Raw genomic sequence first — 18,294 nt, 5'->3', positions numbered from 1 at the left:
AAAAAAGCCGTTGAATTTTACCTCTTCAACGGCTTACAACCCCTACTACACTCTGTCGAATCTCTAATAATCAGTTCTCATCAACACCGACATATTCGAGTGCTGCATTCAACGCTTCATACCTGAACTTGAAACTATTATGTTCTGGCACTAAATCCAAAACATGAAACTTCTCTAATTGCTCTAACGTGCTTTCATTAGGGCAAAGTAAATAGACCTCACAGTTCGTATCCAACGCATCTTTTATGGCATTTTCTAACGCAAGACCCACCGTTACGTCGATCATTGGCACATCGCTTAAATCTAAAATCATCGCGTCATAGTCATCAATACTATTGTGTTGGCGTGAAATCGCTTTCGAAACGCTGAAAATCATTGGGCCAGAGAGGTAAAAGAACAACACCTTTCCATTCGCTTGATCAAGCAAGGATCTTTCGCTGTCAGTTAACGGGACATCATTGTCATCAGCATCACTGATGGCCTTTACTTTTCTCGCCTGTTCACGGCTTAATCGCTCAATAATGATGATGTTAGAAATGAAAACGCCCAAACCAACCGCCGCGATTAAATCGACAAATACCGTCAGAAGCATTACCCCATACATAATCGCCATGCCTTGTAGGCTGACTTTATGAGCGCGCTGGATGAAACTCCAATCCAATATATTGAAGCCAACGTATACTGCAATTCCCGCCAAAACTGCCATTGGAATCGGTTCAGTGAGTGAGCCTGCCACTAATACAACTAAGGCTAAGACTAAAGCTCGGATCACCCCAGAAAGAGGCGAACGCGCACCCACTTGGATATTGGTCACCGTTCCCATCGTAGCCCCTGCGCCCGGTAATGCACCAAACAAACCAGACAACATATTGGCTAAACCTTGGCCTCTCAGTTCCTTATCTGAATCATGATCCTTACGAGTTAGAGAGTCTCCAATAACAGCCGTTAGCAGCGTATCAATACAACCTAGAGTCCCCAATACCAACGCATCAATAACCATCGCAGTGAACATTTCAGCGTTTACCGTTGGAATAACAAGAGATGGTAAACCCGCTGGAATTTCACCGATTCGACGAATACTGTCAGTATCAAAAATGATGACCGACAGTAAAGTAACCACAATCAGCGCCACAAGCTGAGCGGGCATATATTTACGATATTTATCCGGCAATAAGAACAGAATAAGCAGAGTCAAAATGCCCAAGAATAACTCTCCAAACTGAATGTTGGAGAGTGTTTCAGGCAAGGCATTCAATGTTCCCATTACGCCACCGGATGGGGCTGGGTGCCCTAACAGTGGGGAGAGTTGGAGGATGATCAGTATTACACCAATTCCCGACATAAAGCCGGAAATGACACTATATGGCATCAAAGTTATATATTTTCCTAACTTTAAAGTACCGATTAATATCTGAAAAGCGCCAGCCATCATCACCACGGTAAATGTCATCGCCATACCGGTTTCAGGATAGCGAGCCATCATACTGGTCATTACCGCCGTCATGATCACCGTCATTGGGCCTGTTGGTTCAGAGATTAAGCTTGATGAGCCACCAAAAAGCGCAGCGAATAAGCCCACCATAATCGCGCCCCACAACCCGGCCTCGGCTCCTGCCCCAGAAGCAACACCAAACGCTAATGCCAAAGGAAGTGAAATGATGGCAGTCGTGACACCACCGAACATGTCTCCCTTAAAGTTCATATCTTTAAAACGACTTCCAAACAAAATATGGCTCCTGCCAATTGAAAACGGGGATGAATATAAGCTTAACAAATCTCACATCGATAATTGAGCACTCTCATTATCTCCGTCATCATGAGTTATAACTGAAAGTTAGGATCAGCGCTAAGTTAATGATTTTTGCCTCTAGAACACGTCAGATGAGTACGTTTTAACTGATTTTTTACACGACCGAATTTGTAACATTGTGTATAGTGATGAAAGATCATTAAGGGAAGTAAGATGCCAGAAATTAAACAACTTTTTGAAAATAACTCAAAATGGTCAGAGTCGATCAGATCCAACCAGCCAGAGTATTTTGCAAAACTAGAGGACGGCCAAAATCCAGGATTTCTTTGGATAGGTTGCTCAGATAGTCGAGTTCCAGCAGAACGTTTAACAGGGCTTCATTCTGGGGAACTTTTTGTCCACCGAAACGTAGCGAACCAAGTAATTCATACCGATTTGAATTGTCTTTCTGTCGTGCAGTATGCGGTTGATGTTCTTAAAGTGAATCACATCATTGTGTGCGGTCACTATGGTTGTGGCGGGGTAAATGCGGCCATTGATAATCCTCAGCTTGGTTTAATCAACAACTGGTTGCTTCATATCCGAGACCTGTATTTAAAGCACCGTAGTTTTCTTGCTGAAATGCCTCGAGAACGTTGGGCAGATAAGCTATGCGAAATTAATGTTGCAGAGCAAGTGTATAACTTGGGTAACTCGACTGTACTTCAAAATGCATGGGAGCAGGGTCAAGATATTCAAGTCCATGGCGTAGTCTATGGTATCGGAGATGGCAAGTTAGAAGATATTGGTATGCGCTGCTCCAGTAGGGAAAGCCTAGAAACCTCGTACCATGCTGCGATTAAGAAAATACTCAGCTCAAAAGAGCTATTAACCAGTATTGATGAGTTAAACCCATAAAATTAAAAATGCCCGCTAACTTAAGCGGGCATTTTATTGCATCAATTTAATCGATACTTACTCTTGAGGTACAACTTTACCAATGTAAGGTAGGTGACGATATTTCTGTGCGTAATCTATCCCTACACCAACAACAAATTCATCTGGGATTTCAAAGCCAATCCACTTAACATCCACATCAATTTCACGGCGCGATGGTTTATCTAACAAAGTACAGATCTGAATCGACTTAGGTTCACGTAGTGATAAAATTTCACACACTTTGTTTAAAGTGTTACCCGTATCGATGATGTCTTCCACCAGCAAAACATCTTTGCCTTTAATATCATCATCTAGATCTTTCAAGATACGCACATCACGCGAACTCGACATTGTATTGCCGTAGCTAGATGCGGTCATGAAATCCACTTGGTGTGTTATGTCAATGGCACGAGCTAAATCAGCCATGAAGACAAATGAACCACGTAGCAGACCTACCATGACTAAATCTTCGCTGCCTTGATAGTGTTCCGTAATTTGCTGACCTAATACACGTACTCGCTCCTGAACTTCTTGTTCTGGAATCATAACTTCAACTGTATGTTTCATACCAATCTCGATTTGTGGGGTGTTAACTACATCGGTTTTATAGCAAAAATCATGTAGCTCCATAAACTCGGGCTTATCTTAACACTGCTGCGCCCCATAGTTAAATGTTTAACCTTGCTGCGATGATTAGAATAAATTTCATACGCAATCCATTGCTTTTCTCATTACTGATATAATTGTCTACTATTTCGCCATTAGTTATTGACCTATTTCATATGCACCATTACACTCATATCGCTTAAAGCAATAAATATAATAATCAATTAGAAACAACTCACGGCAAGGAAAATAAAATGGACTCAATAGCTAAGAGACCAAGAACAAGGCTTTCTCCTCAACGACGCAAACATCAGCTGATGGAAATTGCGTTAGAAGTATTCGCTCGTCGTGGCATCGGACGTGGTGGTCATGCAGATATTGCAGAAATCGCCCAAGTCTCTGTTGCCACTGTATTTAACTACTTCCCGACTAGAGAAGATTTAGTCGATGAAGTGTTAAACCATGTGGTTCGTCAATTCTCGAACTTCCTATCTGACACCATCGATCTCGATCTGCACGCAAAAGAAAACTTGCATAACATCACCTCTGAAATGGTGAGTTTAGTGATCAATGATTGCTACTGGCTGAAAGTGTGGTTTGAATGGAGCGCATCAACACGCGACGAAGTATGGCCTCTGTTTGTTACAACGAATAGAACCAGCCAACTGCTCGTTCAAAATATGTTTGCTAAGGCGATAGAGCGTGGCGAAGTCTGTGACCAACATGAGCCAGAGCATTTGGCTAATTTGTTCCACGGCGTATGCTACTCACTTTTTGTGCAAGCGAATCGAAACCCAGACCTAGAGAGCATGCAAGCCTTGCTTACGAGCTATCTAGACATGCTATGTATTTACAAGCGTGAAAATCACTAATTTATTCGCGTTACCAGCGGATAAAACCGCTATGTGATCCAGCAGAATAAACAAGTATAAAGGCTGATATTTATATCGGCCTTTTTTAATCCGTGGTCTTTTGTACTTTGTACTTTGTACTTCATAGCTTCATAGCTTCATAGCTTCATAGCTTCATAGCTTCATAGCTTCATTACGACAAATATCACGCTGATAAATACTAAACATAAAAAAACCGCTGACTTATCAGCGGTTTTTATTCTTTTAAAAGCTCTTATCTCGAAGTGATTTAGCGAATAATGCTAATGTACAACTTACTTCTTCTTAACTGCTTTTTTGTTTGGTAGGTCAGTGATTGAACCTTCAAATACTTCCGCAGCTAGACCCACCGACTCATGTAGAGTTGGGTGAGCGTGGATAGTAAGTGCGATGTCTTCTGCATCACAACCCATCTCGATAGCAAGACCGATTTCACCAAGAAGTTCACCACCGTTAGTACCAACGATAGCACCACCGATGACACGGTGAGTCTCTTTATCAAAGATAAGCTTAGTCATACCATCAGCACAGTCAGATGCAATCGCACGGCCTGACGCAGCCCAAGGGAAAGAGGCAACTTCATAGTTAAGACCTTCTTCTTTCGCTTCTTTCTCTGTCTTACCTACCCAAGCGACTTCTGGCTCAGTATACGCAATTGATGGGATAACTTTAGGGTCGAAGTAGTGCTTCTTACCAGAAATAACTTCAGCGGCAACGTGGCCTTCATGCACACCTTTATGAGCAAGCATTGGTTGGCCAACCACATCACCGATAGCATGGATGTGATCTACGTTTGTACGCATTTGCTTATCTACGTTAATGAAACCACGTTCATCAACTTCGATACCCGCTTTTTCAGCATCGATAAGTTTGCCATTTGGTACACGGCCGATAGCAACAAGAACGGCATCGTAACGCTCAGCTTCTGCTGGTGCTTTTTTGCCTTCCATCGAAACGTAAATACCATCTTCTTTCGCTTCAACTGCTGTTACTTTAGTTTGTAACATCAGCTTAAATTTGTTCTTAATACGCTTAGTGTAAACTTTAACGATGTCTTTATCCGCAGCAGGGATAACTTGATCGAACATCTCTACAACTTCAACTTTAGAACCTAGAGAGTGATATACCGTACCCATTTCAAGACCGATGATACCACCGCCCATGATAAGTAGCTTTTCAGGTACTTCTTTCAGTTCAAGTGCATCCGTAGAGTCCCAAATGCGTGGGTCTTCATGAGGAATAAACGGTAGCTTGATTGGGCGAGAACCCGCTGCAATGATAGCGTTGTCAAAGTTAACCGTTGTTGGCTCGCCTTCGCCTTCAACAAGAATGCTGTTAGGACCTGTGAATTTACCGAAACCATTAACAACTGTAACATCACGCATCTTAGCCATACCGCCAAGACCGCCAGTCAGTTGAGTGACAACTTTATCTTTCCAAATACGGATCTTGTTAATATCAGTTTGAGGCTCACCAAATACAACACCGTGATCAGCCATCGCTTTTGCTTCTTCGATAACTTTAGATACATGAAGCAATGCTTTTGATGGGATACAACCCACATTCAAACATACACCACCAAGCGTGTTGTAGCGTTCAACTAATACCGTTTCTAGACCTAAATCTGCACAACGGAATGCCGCTGAATAACCAGCAGGACCTGAACCAAGTACAACAACTTGGGCTTTAATTTCTTTGCTCATTGTGACCTCTTGTAGTCATTATCCCTAACAGGCTGAATGGGTAAACCTAAAATAGAATGTCGCTTTCAAACGGTACATATTTTACAGAGATGTTAACAGTGTGAAAGCAAGATTAGGTTAGCCTGTGAGCTAGACAACAATTCATCTCATGAAATTCTGATTTATAGAAAAACGATGATGAATATTGTCTACTAATTCTGTGTGTTAAAAATTAAGGTGACCCGAAAGTCACCTTAATAATTGCTTTCTAAAGTACTAGGCGACGAATGTCTGACAATGCACTATTTAAGAAAGTAATGAATCGCGCACCTTCTGCGCCATCGATCACTCGGTGATCGTACGACAGAGAAAGAGGAAGCTGTAAGCGAGGTTCAAAATCTTTACCATTCCATACTGGTTTGATTTCAGATTTAGATACACCAAGGATACCCACTTCTGGCGCATTTACGATTGGTGTAAATGCTGTGCCACCAATACCGCCAAGGCTTGAGATTGTGAAACAACCGCCTTGCATATCAGCAGCAGTAAGCTTACCTGCACGTGCTTTCTTCGAAATAGCCATTAGCTCTTCAGATAGCTCGTAAATACCTTTTTTGTTCACATCTTTAAAGACTGGAACAACTAGGCCATTAGGCGTATCAACCGCAATACCTACGTTTACGTATTTCTTAAGGATGATGCTTTCACCATCTTCAGAAATAGAAGAGTTAAACGCTGGGAACGCTTCTAATGCTTTAGCTACCGCTTTCATGATGAACACAAGTGGCGTGATCTTCATGCCTGTGTCTTTCTTCGCTTCGATTGCATTCTGTTCTTTACGGAACGCTTCAAGCTCAGTGATATCAGCGTTATCCCACTGTGTAACGTGAGGGATCATTACCCAGTTACGATGTAGGTTAGCACCTGAGATCTTCTTAATCTTAGAAAGCTTCTGAACTTCAGTTTCACCGAACTTGCTGAAATCCACTTTTGGCCAAGGCAGAAGACCAAGTGCAGAGCCGTCACCGCCTTTCGCAGAAGCCGCAGCACCAGACTCAAGACGCTTAAGCGCTTCCTTAACGAAGCTCTGTACATCTTCTTTCAAGATACGGCTCTTACGGCCTGTACCTTTAACTTTAGTCAGGTTAACACCAAATTCACGCGCTAAACGACGAACAACTGGTGAAGCATGTGCGTAGTCATTATTCTCTTGGAAATCACCAGCAGCTGGTGCTTCAACTTTAGCAGCAGGAGCCGCAGGTGCTGATGGCGCTTGAGCTACTGGAGCCGCCGCTTGAGAAGCAACAGGCGCTGCCCCTTCAACAACAAACGTCATGATTAGAGAACCAGTGGTTACTGAATCGCCTTCAGCAATCTTGATCTCTTTAACTGTACCAGCGAATGGTGCAGGCACTTCCATAGAAGCTTTGTCGCCTTCTACAGTGATTAGAGATTGCTCTTCTTCTACTGTATCGCCAACTTTAACCATAACCTCAGTAACTTCTACTTCGTCACCACCGATATCAGGAACGTTCACTTCTTTCTCAGCAGATGCCGCAGGAGCCGCTGCCACTGGTGCCGCCGCTTCAACTGCTGGAGTTGCTGGCGCAGAGCCTGTAACTTCAAAGATCATGACTAGAGAACCAGTAGACACTGAATCACCAGAAGCGGTTTTGATTTCTTTAACGATACCAGCGAATGGTGCAGGAACTTCCATTGAAGCCTTATCACCTTCAACAGTAAGGAGAGATTGCTCTTCTTCAACTGCGTCGCCAACTGCAACCATGATTTCAGTGACTTCAACTTCATCACCGCCAATGTCAGGAACGTGAACTTCTTTAAGCTCAGCAACTGATGCAGGCGCAGCTACAGGAGCCGCTTCAACTGCAGGAGCAGCCGGTACTGCTGCACCTTCCGCTTCGCCACTTTCTTCAACGAACAGCATAATTAGAGAACCAGTAGAAACAGAATCGCCTTCTGCAACTTTGATCTCTTTAACAATACCTGCTTGAGACGCTGGAACTTCCATAGAAGCTTTATCGCCTTCAACCGTGATCAGAGACTGCTCTTCTTCAACCTTGTCGCCAACGCTTACAAGAATCTCAGTAACTTCAACCTCATCCGCACCAATGTCAGGTACATTAATTTCGATTGCCATTGCTTATTTACCTTCTATTAAGCGCTGTATTAAGCGTATTGTGGGTTAATTTTGTCTGCGTCGATGCCGAACTTAGCAATAGCGTCTACCACTACTGATTTTTCAACATCACCACGTTTCACAAGTTCAGTTAGAGCAGCAACGACTACGTAGCCAGCATTAACTTCAAAGTGACGACGTAGGTTCTCACGGCTGTCTGAACGACCAAAGCCATCAGTACCAAGAACTTTGTAAGACTCTGTAGGCATAAATGCACGTACTTGCTCAGCGTAGTTCTTCATGTAATCCGTCGCAGCGATTGCTGGCTCATTGCCAAGAACCGTTGTGATGTATGGTACTTTCGCTTCCGCTTCTGGGTGTAGCATGTTGTAACGCTCTGCATCTTGACCGTCACGAGTAAGTTCGTTGAACGATGTTACAGAGAAGATATCAGACGCTACGCCATAGTCTTCACTTAGGATTTGTGCTGCTTTACGTACTTCATTCATGATGGTGCCAGAGCTCATTAATTGAACTTTACCTTTAGCACCAGCGTGAGATTCAAGCTTGTAAATACCTTTACGAATGCCTTCTTCAGCGCCTTCTGGCATTGCTGGCATTGCGTAGTTCTCGTTCATTACGGTTAGGTAGTAGTAAACGTTCTCTTGCTCAGGGCCGTACATGCGACGAATACCATCTTGCATGATTACTGCTAGCTCGTAAGCGAACGTTGGGTCGTAAGAGATACAGTTCGGTACTGTGTTCGCCATGATGTGCGAGTGACCATCTTCGTGCTGTAGACCTTCACCGTTTAGCGTTGTACGACCCGCTGTAGCACCTAGTAGGAAGCCACGAGCTTGTTGGTCACCAGCTAGCCATGCCATGTCACCAATACGTTGGAAACCGAACATTGAGTAGTAGATGTAGAACGGGATCATTGGTAGATCGTTCGTGCTGTATGACGTTGCCGCAGCAACCCATGAAGCCATAGAACCTAGCTCATTGATACCTTCTTGAAGAACTTGACCAGACGTTGCTTCTTTGTAGTAAGAAACGATGCCTTTATCTTCAGGCGTGTAGTCTTGACCGTGCGGGTTGTAGATACCAACCTGACGGAATAGACCTTCCATACCAAAGGTACGAGCTTCATCACAGATGATAGGAACGATGTTCTTACCAATGTTCTTATCTTTAAGAAGGATGTTTAGCGTACGTACATAAGCCATTGTGGTTGAGATATCACGCTTTTGCTCACCAAGTAGAGGGGCAAATGCATCAAGCTCAGGCACTTTAAATTCTTGAGTAAACTTAGGTAGACGCTTAGGCGTGTAACCGTGCAGTGCATTACGACGCGCATGCATGTACTCATATTCAGCAGAACCTTCTTCCAGTTTCAGGTAAGGAAGCTCTTTGATTTTCTCATCAGAAAGAATGTCTTCTAGACCTAAACGATCACGTAGGTGTTGAACATGAGTCATGTCCATTTTCTTAACACCGTGTGCAATGTTTTTGCCTTCAGCTGCATCACCCATGCCGTAACCTTTAACTGTCTTAGCTAGGATTACAGTTGGCTTACCACCTGTTTCTTTTGCATTGTTGAATGCAGCGAACAGTTTAGAAGAATCATGACCACCACGCTTAAGCGCGAAGATTTCATCATCAGTCATGTCTGCAACGAGTGCAGCTGTTTCTGGGTACTTACCAAAGAAGTGCTCACGTACATAAGCGCCATCTTTAGATTTAAATGTTTGGTAGTCACCGTCGATAGTTTCATTCATTAACTGAAGAAGCTTACCAGATGTGTCTTTAGCTAGTAGAGAATCCCAGTTGCTGCCCCAGATTACTTTAACAACGTTCCAACCTGCGCCTTTAAATAGGCCTTCAAGTTCTTGGATGATGCTACCGTTACCCATTACAGGGCCATCTAAACGCTGTAGGTTACAGTTGATTAGGAAACATAGGTTATCCAGTTTTTCACGAGCAGCGAAAGAGATCGCACCACGTGATTCTGGCTCATCCATTTCGCCATCACCTAGGAAAGCGTAAACACGTTGAGCGCCAGTCTCTTTCATGCCACGACCTTCAAGATACTTAAGGAAGCGAGCTTGATAGATAGCAGAAATAGGGCCAAGACCCATAGATACCGTTGGGAACTGCCAGAATTCAGGCATTAGTTTAGGGTGCGGGTAAGAAGGGATACCTTTACCATCCACTTCTTGACGGAAGTTATCTAACTGCTCTTCAGTCAGACGACCTTCAACGAATGCACGAGAGTAGATACCTGGAGAGATGTGACCTTGGTAATAAACTAGATCGCCGCCATCTGTCTCGTTTGGAGCGCGGAAGAAGTGGTTAAAACAAACTTCATAGAACGCCGCAGCAGATTGGTAAGACGCCATGTGGCCGCCCAAGTCCAAATCTTTTTTCGAAGCACGCAATACGATCATGATGGCATTCCAACGAATGATCGAACGAATACGACGCTCAAGAGTCACATCACCTGGGTAAGCTGGCTCTTGTGTTGCTGGAATGGTGTTGATGTAGTTAGTGTTAATACCTGTTGGCATATCAACACCATCTAAACGTGCTTTATCTAGAACTTGCTCTAGTAAATATTGTGCACGTTCTACGCCTTCTTCGCGTACTACTGACTCAAGCGCTTCTAGCCAATCTTGAGTTTCCAGTGCATCAACGTCATGCTTCATGTCAGACATGGCGGTCTATCCTTTTTGTTAGTTGGATTCTACTAAACACGCAGTAACTCGCTTAATTACGAATCACCACCCTGTTGAATTCGACGTAAAGATCGTTCGCGTCGCGACTCCTCTTTTGTCAAATCCAACAATGTTTCTTCAATGTAAGCTAAATGGGAGTGTGACATTTCTCGCGCCTTCTCAGGCTGTCCAGAAACGATCGCATCAACAATATTAGCCCTGTGTATACTCACTCTATCCACCACGTCTTTGCGGCGATGTAATAGCTTTAAATTTTGTAAAACGTTTTGCTCAAGCAAAGGTGCAAGGCTTCGAACAATATGCAGCAAAACCACATTATGGGCCGCTTCTGTAAGCGCTACTAAAAATGCCATTACCGCAGCAGATTCTTGTTCTACATCAGCTTTATCTTGCGCTGCATGTATTTGTTCCTGGCACGCTTGAATGCGAGCAAAATCTTCATCAGTACCACGTAAGGCTGCAAAATAAGCGGATATTCCTTCCATCGCATGACGTGATTCCAACACATCAAGTTGAGTTTCAGAATGATTCGACAATAAATCAAGTAAAGGATCAGAAAAGCTTTTCCAGATACCTTCACTAACAAATGTTCCACCACCTTGACGGCGTGTTAACAGTCGTTTGGCTTCTAAGCGCTGTATCGCTTCACGGATCGAAGGACGAGACACGTCGAACTGTTTAGCCAGCTCGCGCTCTGGTGGCAGTTGCTGCCCTGGAGCCAGTGTTCCTTCCACTATCAGCCTTTCTAGTTCCTGCTCAATAACATCAGAAAGTTTAGGCTGACGAATCCTTTGATAAGCCATATTTATTGTTCTTCTACTCTATGCAGTCAATTGGTAATACCAATTTCAAGTTGGGCAAGAAATTAACATAATTAAAACGACACTGTCCAGTTGAAAATTGACCTAAATCATAGAACACAGCACGGATTAACCGCAATTTAACAAATTAACTTTAAAACAATAAAGGAATTGGTCTTACCATTTACAGAAAAGATACGAGTGGGGAGGTGACGTGCTAGGTGGTATTCGTCTTATTAGATTCATTTGTGATGAAATATGAATAAAAAGGAGGGGGGATTTTCCTCATTGGTACAATTATGAGTTTTTTATCAATTAACAAATACTCACAAAGAGGTAAAAACACCTCGAAAGTTTTAAATAAAATGAAAATCTAGAAAAAGTGCGCGGCTTCTCAAAAAACAGCGAAATTAGCGCAAGTTCACAATCTAAAGAGAAAAGATAAATTCCAACATTTATCTTACATATTTTTAAACTGCTGGTAGGCTTTTTCGAAACCGTCGCCAATCAAAACATAAACCGGGATCCGTTTTCCTTAAGGGCGCAATGTATTGATGTCCGGTAATTCGGGGAAGAGTAATCCTTGGGTAGGCATTCATCAACGCCTCAGACAATAGTTGCAGCGATTGGTATTGCTCATCGGTATAAGCATCGTAATCAGTACCTTCAAGCTCAATGCCAATCGAATAATCATTGCATCCTGTCCGTCCTGAAAAGCTGGATTGTCCAGCGTGCCATGCTCGAGCAGTAAAGGGCACAAATTGCACGATTTCACCGTCTCTGCGAATGAGACAATGAGCAGACACCTGCATGTTATGAATCACAGCGAAGAAAGGATGTTCGTTTGCATCAAGTTTACCCATAAAAAACTGTTCGATATAAGGCCCACCAAACTCCCCTGGTGGTAAACTGATATTGTGAACCACCAGCAGAGAAATATCTGACGGATCAGGGCGTTCATTATAAAAAGGAGATGGCACATGACGAGCCGATTGATACCAACCATTTTCATCAATCATCACTGTTATTCCTTGGCTACTTTTCTGGGATCGCTTAGATTTTACATTTCAGACAATGAAAAGCGAGATTAATGGCTGAATTTCATCCTCAGCAAGAGTATCATTCTCATTCCTATTCGACTCCCATATTAGATTTGCGATGAAAAACACACATAACAGCCAAGAACGACTTGACTACTTAAAGCAGCAACTTCCTCTAGAAATCACTCGCTCTGTCGTCGATACCATCAGAGAGGACCTTGGTGGAACCTTAGATCCAGCCGCTGATATTACCGCAAGTTTAATCCCTGAAAATGCACAAAACGTAGCGACCATTATTACTCGTGAGCACGGTGTATTCTGTGGTAAAGCTTGGGCTGATGAAGTGTTTAAGCAACTTGGTGGTCAAGTCACGATTGAGTGGCACGTTCAAGATGGCGATAAAGTTGAACCAAACCAAACACTCTGCACATTATCAGGCCCGTCACGTGCGTTATTAACTGGCGAACGTAATGCAATGAACTTTATTCAAACGTTATCTGGCTGTGCAACAACGGTGGCTGAATATGCGAAACAGATTGAAGGGACGGGTTGCCGCCTACTCGATACACGCAAGACGATTCCTGGCCTTCGTAGTGCACTAAAATATGCGGTGGCTTGTGGTGGCGGTTTTAATCACCGTATTGGGGTGTTTGACGCTTACCTGATCAAAGAGAATCACATTATCGCCTGTGGTGGCATTGAAAAAGCGGTAGCGACAGCGAAACAACTAAACCCTGGCAAACCTGTTGAGATCGAAACAGAAAGCCTTGAAGAATTGAAACACGCCATTGAAGCGGGCGCTGATATTATCATGTTGGATAATTTCACTACCGATATGATGCGCGAAGCGGTAAAACTCAACGCTGGCCGTGCTGCTTTAGAAAACTCAGGCAATGTAACACTTGAAACCATCCGTGAGTTTGCAAAAACCGGTGTGGATTATATTTCTGTAGGGGCATTAACCAAGCATTTAAAAGCGATGGATCTATCCATGCGCTTCCAATCATAAATAAGTTAACATGATGATATAAAACAAAAAAGGTCGTTAATTCGGCCTTTTTTGTATTGATAACATAGTAAACAATATGCCTTTCTATTAACTCACTCTCACAATTTTGTATCTTTAATGAAATCATTGAGTGAATTTCATTATCTCACTCGCGCCCCCTCTCTCACCGCATATTCAACTCTCCAGCAAGATTCTATTCTCTGGCTCATCAAATATTCGTGATTTCCACAATATGGACTGAGATTTGGAGAACAAGATGAAACACAGTAAGAAAAAAATACAGAAAGGTTTTACCCTAATTGAATTGATGATTGTAGTAGCTGTCATTGGGGTTCTATCAGCAATTGCTTTACCTCAATATCAAAAATATGTAGCAAAGAGTGAAGTGGCTTCTGTTCTTGCAACTCTAACTGGGGCAAAAACTAATGTAGAAGCTGCAACCGTTGAAACAGGGCAATTTCCAGCGGCGGGACAAGAGTCAGCTTTGGGAATTCCCGCAATGCCTTTAGGTACGGTAGCTTTAAAAGCTACCGGAAAAACCGATGCTGGCACTATTACATTTACATTTGATACTGCAGGTAATGATGCTAGTGCTTTAGTTGCAGGAAAAACTGTAACATTAACGAGAACAACTGCCACTGGGGCTTGGGCCTGTACATCAAGCATTGCAGCCACTGAACGTTTGCTGCCTAAAACTTGTACAGGTGCATAACAGTAAATGTTCACCAACCTCCCCGCTATTCTACGTCAGGCTAACCTGCTTAGCCTGACGCAAGAACAAGCACTGGTTGAACATATGAATGCTTCTGGCCTTTCGGTGCCGGAGGCATTATTCGATCTCGGTCTTTTTTCGGCCAATACCCTAACCGATCACCTAAGCGCTATCTTTGGTTTACCTGAAACCAACCTTGACCATTATGACTACCATGACCTGTGCCAAAAACTGGGGTTGCGTGAACTGATTACCCGCCATCAAGCGCTGCCTATTTCTAGTCATGACCATGTGCTCACCATTGCCGTTTCTGACCCTACTCACTTATTAATCGAAGATGATTTTCGTTTTGCGACTGGTCACCAAGTTGAGTTAGTGCTCGCGAACTTTAAAACACTGCAAGGGGCGATTCGACGCTTGTATGGGCATTCCATCCAGGGCGCTCAACAAACACAGAAAGAGATCAGCCAAGAGGAGTTAGCTAACTTAATTGAGGTCAGTGAAGATGAGATCGAAAATATTGAAGACCTTAGTCAAGATGACTCCCCTGTTAGCCGTTTTATCAATCAAGTGTTATTAGATGCCGTCCGTAAGAAAGCCTCCGATATTCACTTTGAACCTTACGAAGACAACTATCGCATTCGTCTGCGTTGCGATGGCATTTTGGTTGAAACTCAACAACCCGCCAGTCATTTAAGCCGGAGGCTTTCAGCACGATTAAAAATTCTCGCCAAACTCGATATTTCAGAACGACGCTTGCCTCAAGATGGGCGGATCAAGCTCAGGTTGAATCAAGATAACGCCCTCGATCTCCGCGTCTCTAGCTTGCCAACCTTATGGGGTGAAAAGATCGTATTACGGCTGCTCGATAGCAGTGCGGCCAATCTCGATATCGACACGCTTGGCTATAATTCAGAACAAAAACAACTCTACCTTAACGCCCTAAAAAAGCCGCAAGGCATGATTTTAATGACCGGCCCAACAGGAAGTGGAAAAACAGTATCGCTCTATACTGGACTCAGAATTCTAAATACCAGTGAAGTGAACATTTCGACGGCGGAAGATCCTGTAGAGATCAATTTATCGGGAATCAACCAAGTTCAAGTTAAACCTAAAATTGGTTTTGGCTTTGCAGAAGCTCTGCGATCTTTTCTCCGTCAAGATCCTGATGTGGTGATGGTTGGGGAGATCCGTGATTTAGAAACCGCCGAAATAGCGGTGAAAGCAGCGCAAACTGGCCACTTGGTACTTTCCACACTTCACACCAATTCAGCAGCCGAGACCGTAATACGGCTTACTAATATGGGCATTGAAGCATTCAATCTCGCCTCATCTTTAAGTTTGATCATTGCTCAGCGTCTAGCCCGAAGGCTGTGCGAGCATTGCCGTCAACCGGATACCAATACGCCGCTACACCTTGAAATAAGTGCTGAAGATCGTATCTATCGAGCAAATCCTAAAGGTTGTAGCGAATGCACTGGCGGTTACTCTGGTCGAGTGGGTATTTATGAAGTGATGGAGTTTAACTCAGATCTTTCTGAAGCTCTGATTAAAGGAGCCAGCATTAATCAAATTGAGCAATTAGCGCAGAAGAACGGAATGCAGAATTTACACAACTCAGGGATAGAAAAATTAAAACAAGGCATCACTAGCTATCGTGAATTACAACGAGTGCTCTACTTTTGATTAAACGAGCACCGCTGAAAAAGAAGGCTCAACCGGTTTTCTATCACGACCATAACTTCTGTATTGAGCGGTCATGGTATAGAGACCAGCGCCCCATCAATCGCTAAATACGAGACCACTGAAAATTGGAATAGCCATGAAACACAATAAACCAATACCACTCAAAAATTTTCGTTGGAAAGGCATCAATAGCTTAGGCAAAAAAACATCAGGACAGATGCTAGCCCTCAGTGAGCTTGAAGTAAGAGATAAACTCAAAGAGCAACATATTCAGGTAAAAAAGCTAAAGCGCGGCAGTGTTTCTCTACTCACGCGATTAACTCATCGAGTCAAGCCAAGAGATATTACTCTTCTTACTCGCCAACTTGCCACCATGCTCACCACAGGAGTGCCGATTGTCCAAGCGCTCAAACTCGTAGCAGACAATCACCGAAAAGCAGAGATGAAATCGATTCTCCTACAGATAAGTAAAGGCGTTGAAGCTGGAACGCCAATATCAAAAGTAATGAGAACCAGCAGTCACCACTTCGATAGACTCTATACAGACCTTGTTGCAACGGGTGAGCAAGCGGGAAACTTGGCGGAAGTCTTTGAACGTTTAGCCACTTATAGAGAAAAAAGCGAACAACTGCGTTCCAAAGTGATTAAAGCGCTTATCTACCCGACAATGGTCATGTTCGTCGCGTTAAGCGTATCGTATTTGATGTTAACAATGGTGATCCCTGAATTTGAAACCATGTTCTCTGGTTTTGGGGCCGATCTTCCATGGTTTACCCAACAAGTGATGCGACTTTCCCATTGGATGCAAGCTTATAGCCTATATATCGTAGTATTCACTTTCGGCGCTGTTATTATCATAAAAAGTATGCGTAAACGTCTATTTTCGTTTCGCTTAATGACCTCTCGCTGGGGGCTCAAATTTCCGATCATAGGCAGCGTGGTAATGAAAGCCTCTCTCGCCAAATTCAGTCGAACGCTATCGACTAGTTTCAGTGCCGGAATCCCTATCCTATCAAGTTTGCAAACTACCGCGAAAACCGCAGGTAATGTTCATTTTGAAACCGCTATTCATCAAGTCCATCAAGAAACGTCGTCAGGGGTTCCAATGTACATTGCGATGCGTAATACCAATGCATTTCCTGAAATGGTACTGCAAATGGTGATGATTGGAGAGGAATCTGGAAAACTCGACGATATGCTAAACAAAGTGGCGACCATTTATGAATTTGAAGTCGACAATACGGTTGATAATCTCGGAAAAATATTAGAACCATTGATCATCGTTTTCTTAGGGACATTAATTGGAGGTCTCGTGGTCGCAATGTACCTACCAATCTTTAACTTAATGAGTGTTATAGGATAAGATATACCAACTTGGATGAATAATCGTGAACAAAAGAATATACGTTAGCCCCATCCACACGCTTACCCTATACAACACCCTATTTGAGATCCTAAATGGAAATTTTTGAGTACTACCCGTGGGTTTTTCCTATTCTCGCAACTATTTTTGGCTTAATCATTGGTAGCTTTCTAAATGTTGTCATTCATCGCTTGCCTCTCATGATGGAGCGCGAATGGAAACAAGAGTGTGCCGAATCTTTCCCTGAATATAATCTTCCGAAACCTGAAGGCGTATTTAACTTAAGTGTTCCACGTTCGACATGCCCTAAATGCAAAACTCAATTACGTTTGATCGACAACATACCTGTCATAAGTTGGTTATTCCTAAAAGGGAAATGCCACCACTGTGAAAATCCAATTAGCGCTCGTTACCCTGTGGTTGAAACTCTTACTGCGTTAATGAGTTTTGCTGTGGCTAGTCACTTTGGTTTCAGTTATTTTACGGTCGCTTTACTGTTTTTCACTTTTGTATTAATTGCAGCCACGTTTATTGATCTTGATACTATGCTGCTTCCAGACCAACTAACCCTGCCACTCATGTGGGCGGGTATCGCTCTATCCGTTTTTCAAATCAGCCCTGTATCGCTGCAAGACGCTATCATAGGCGCGATGGCAGGTTACCTCTGCTTATGGTCAGTTTACTGGGGGTTTAAGCTGCTCACAGGCAAGGAAGGGATGGGTTATGGTGACTTTAAGCTTCTCGCAGCCCTTGGCGCTTGGTTAGGCTGGCAGCACCTTCCTCTCATTATTTTACTCTCATCCCTAGTCGGGCTATTTTTCGGTCTAATCCAACTTCGACTGCAGAAGCAAGGTATCGACAAAGCTTTTCCGTTTGGCCCTTATTTAGCCATCGCAGGTTGGATCAGCTTGCTATGGGGCAGTAACATCATGGATTGGTATCTCACATCCATCTTAGGGGGTTAAT

At 43.3% G+C, this 18,294-nt stretch carries 14 protein-coding genes; 7 read left to right on the top strand and 7 right to left on the bottom strand.

The annotated features are described in order from the left end of the window. Positions 1-70: 70 nt before the first annotated feature. Positions 71-1,702 (bottom strand): SulP family inorganic anion transporter, encoded by a 1,632-nt coding sequence (locus tag F0249_RS03685; RefSeq protein WP_253825279.1) that lies wholly within the window; start codon positions 1,700-1,702, stop codon positions 71-73. Between the two features lie 261 nt (positions 1,703-1,963). On the opposite strand from F0249_RS03685, the gene can reads away from it, so the two are divergent. Further along, a complete protein-coding gene (can, locus tag F0249_RS03680) occupies positions 1,964-2,647 on the top strand; it encodes a carbonate dehydratase (RefSeq protein ID WP_136995571.1) in 684 nt (227 codons plus the stop codon). 57 nt (positions 2,648-2,704) lie between these two features. Here can and hpt read toward each other — a convergent pair whose 3' ends face one another. Continuing rightward, positions 2,705-3,235 (bottom strand): hypoxanthine phosphoribosyltransferase, encoded by a 531-nt coding sequence (gene hpt, locus F0249_RS03675; protein ID WP_171755920.1) that lies wholly within the window; start codon positions 3,233-3,235, stop codon positions 2,705-2,707. A 293-nt stretch (positions 3,236-3,528) separates the two neighbouring features. On the opposite strand from hpt, the gene F0249_RS03670 reads away from it, so the two are divergent. Further along, on the top strand, positions 3,529-4,146 hold the full coding sequence (locus tag F0249_RS03670) for a LuxR/HapR/OpaR family quorum-sensing transcriptional regulator (protein WP_171755919.1): 618 nt from the start codon (positions 3,529-3,531) through the stop codon (positions 4,144-4,146). Positions 4,147-4,439: 293 nt separating this feature from the next. Here the strand turns inward: F0249_RS03670 and lpdA are convergent, their stop codons facing one another. From lpdA to ampD, 5 genes are all read right to left on the bottom strand, one after another. Next, entirely contained in the window at positions 4,440-5,867 is a 1,428-nt protein-coding gene (lpdA, locus tag F0249_RS03665; protein ID WP_017054161.1) for a dihydrolipoyl dehydrogenase, read from the bottom strand. Positions 5,868-6,114: 247 nt separating this feature from the next. Then, the gene (aceF, locus tag F0249_RS03660; protein ID WP_171755918.1) at positions 6,115-8,004 is read right to left on the bottom strand and encodes a pyruvate dehydrogenase complex dihydrolipoyllysine-residue acetyltransferase; all 1,890 of its coding nucleotides are present in this window, start codon (positions 8,002-8,004) and stop codon (positions 6,115-6,117) included. Positions 8,005-8,033: 29 nt separating this feature from the next. Continuing rightward, positions 8,034-10,697, bottom strand: coding sequence for a pyruvate dehydrogenase (acetyl-transferring), homodimeric type (aceE, locus tag F0249_RS03655; protein ID WP_017054163.1), 2,664 nt, complete (start codon positions 10,695-10,697; stop codon positions 8,034-8,036). 56 nt (positions 10,698-10,753) lie between these two features. Next, complete coding sequence (pdhR, locus tag F0249_RS03650) at positions 10,754-11,521, bottom strand: pyruvate dehydrogenase complex transcriptional repressor PdhR (RefSeq protein WP_017054164.1); 768 nt, start codon at positions 11,519-11,521, stop codon at positions 10,754-10,756. A gap of 467 nt (positions 11,522-11,988) precedes the next feature. After that, positions 11,989-12,537 (bottom strand): 1,6-anhydro-N-acetylmuramyl-L-alanine amidase AmpD, encoded by a 549-nt coding sequence (gene ampD / locus F0249_RS03645; protein WP_136995600.1) that lies wholly within the window; start codon positions 12,535-12,537, stop codon positions 11,989-11,991. Between the two features lie 139 nt (positions 12,538-12,676). On the opposite strand from ampD, the gene nadC reads away from it, so the two are divergent. The 5 genes from nadC to F0249_RS03620 all read left to right on the top strand — a co-directional run bounded on the left by nadC (position 12,677) and on the right by F0249_RS03620 (position 18,293). Continuing rightward, positions 12,677-13,567: a carboxylating nicotinate-nucleotide diphosphorylase gene (gene nadC, locus F0249_RS03640; RefSeq protein ID WP_136995575.1), complete on the top strand. Its 891-nt coding sequence runs from the start codon at positions 12,677-12,679 to the stop codon at positions 13,565-13,567. A 256-nt stretch (positions 13,568-13,823) separates the two neighbouring features. Next, entirely contained in the window at positions 13,824-14,279 is a 456-nt protein-coding gene (locus F0249_RS03635) for a pilin (protein ID WP_136995576.1), read from the top strand. A 6-nt stretch (positions 14,280-14,285) separates the two neighbouring features. Then, on the top strand, positions 14,286-15,965 hold the full coding sequence (gene pilB, locus F0249_RS03630; protein ID WP_171755917.1) for a type IV-A pilus assembly ATPase PilB: 1,680 nt from the start codon (positions 14,286-14,288) through the stop codon (positions 15,963-15,965). Between the two features lie 136 nt (positions 15,966-16,101). Then, a complete protein-coding gene (locus F0249_RS03625; RefSeq protein ID WP_171755916.1) occupies positions 16,102-17,328 on the top strand; it encodes a type II secretion system F family protein in 1,227 nt (408 codons plus the stop codon). Between the two features lie 95 nt (positions 17,329-17,423). Then, complete coding sequence (locus F0249_RS03620) at positions 17,424-18,293, top strand: A24 family peptidase (protein WP_171755915.1); 870 nt, start codon at positions 17,424-17,426, stop codon at positions 18,291-18,293. Position 18,294: the final 1 nt, after the last annotated feature.

It is taken from the genome of Vibrio sp. 03-59-1 (assembly GCF_013114135.1).
Classification (GTDB): Bacteria; Pseudomonadota; Gammaproteobacteria; order Enterobacterales; family Vibrionaceae; genus Vibrio; species Vibrio cortegadensis.
This window is presented reverse-complemented; position numbering and strand designations above follow the sequence as displayed.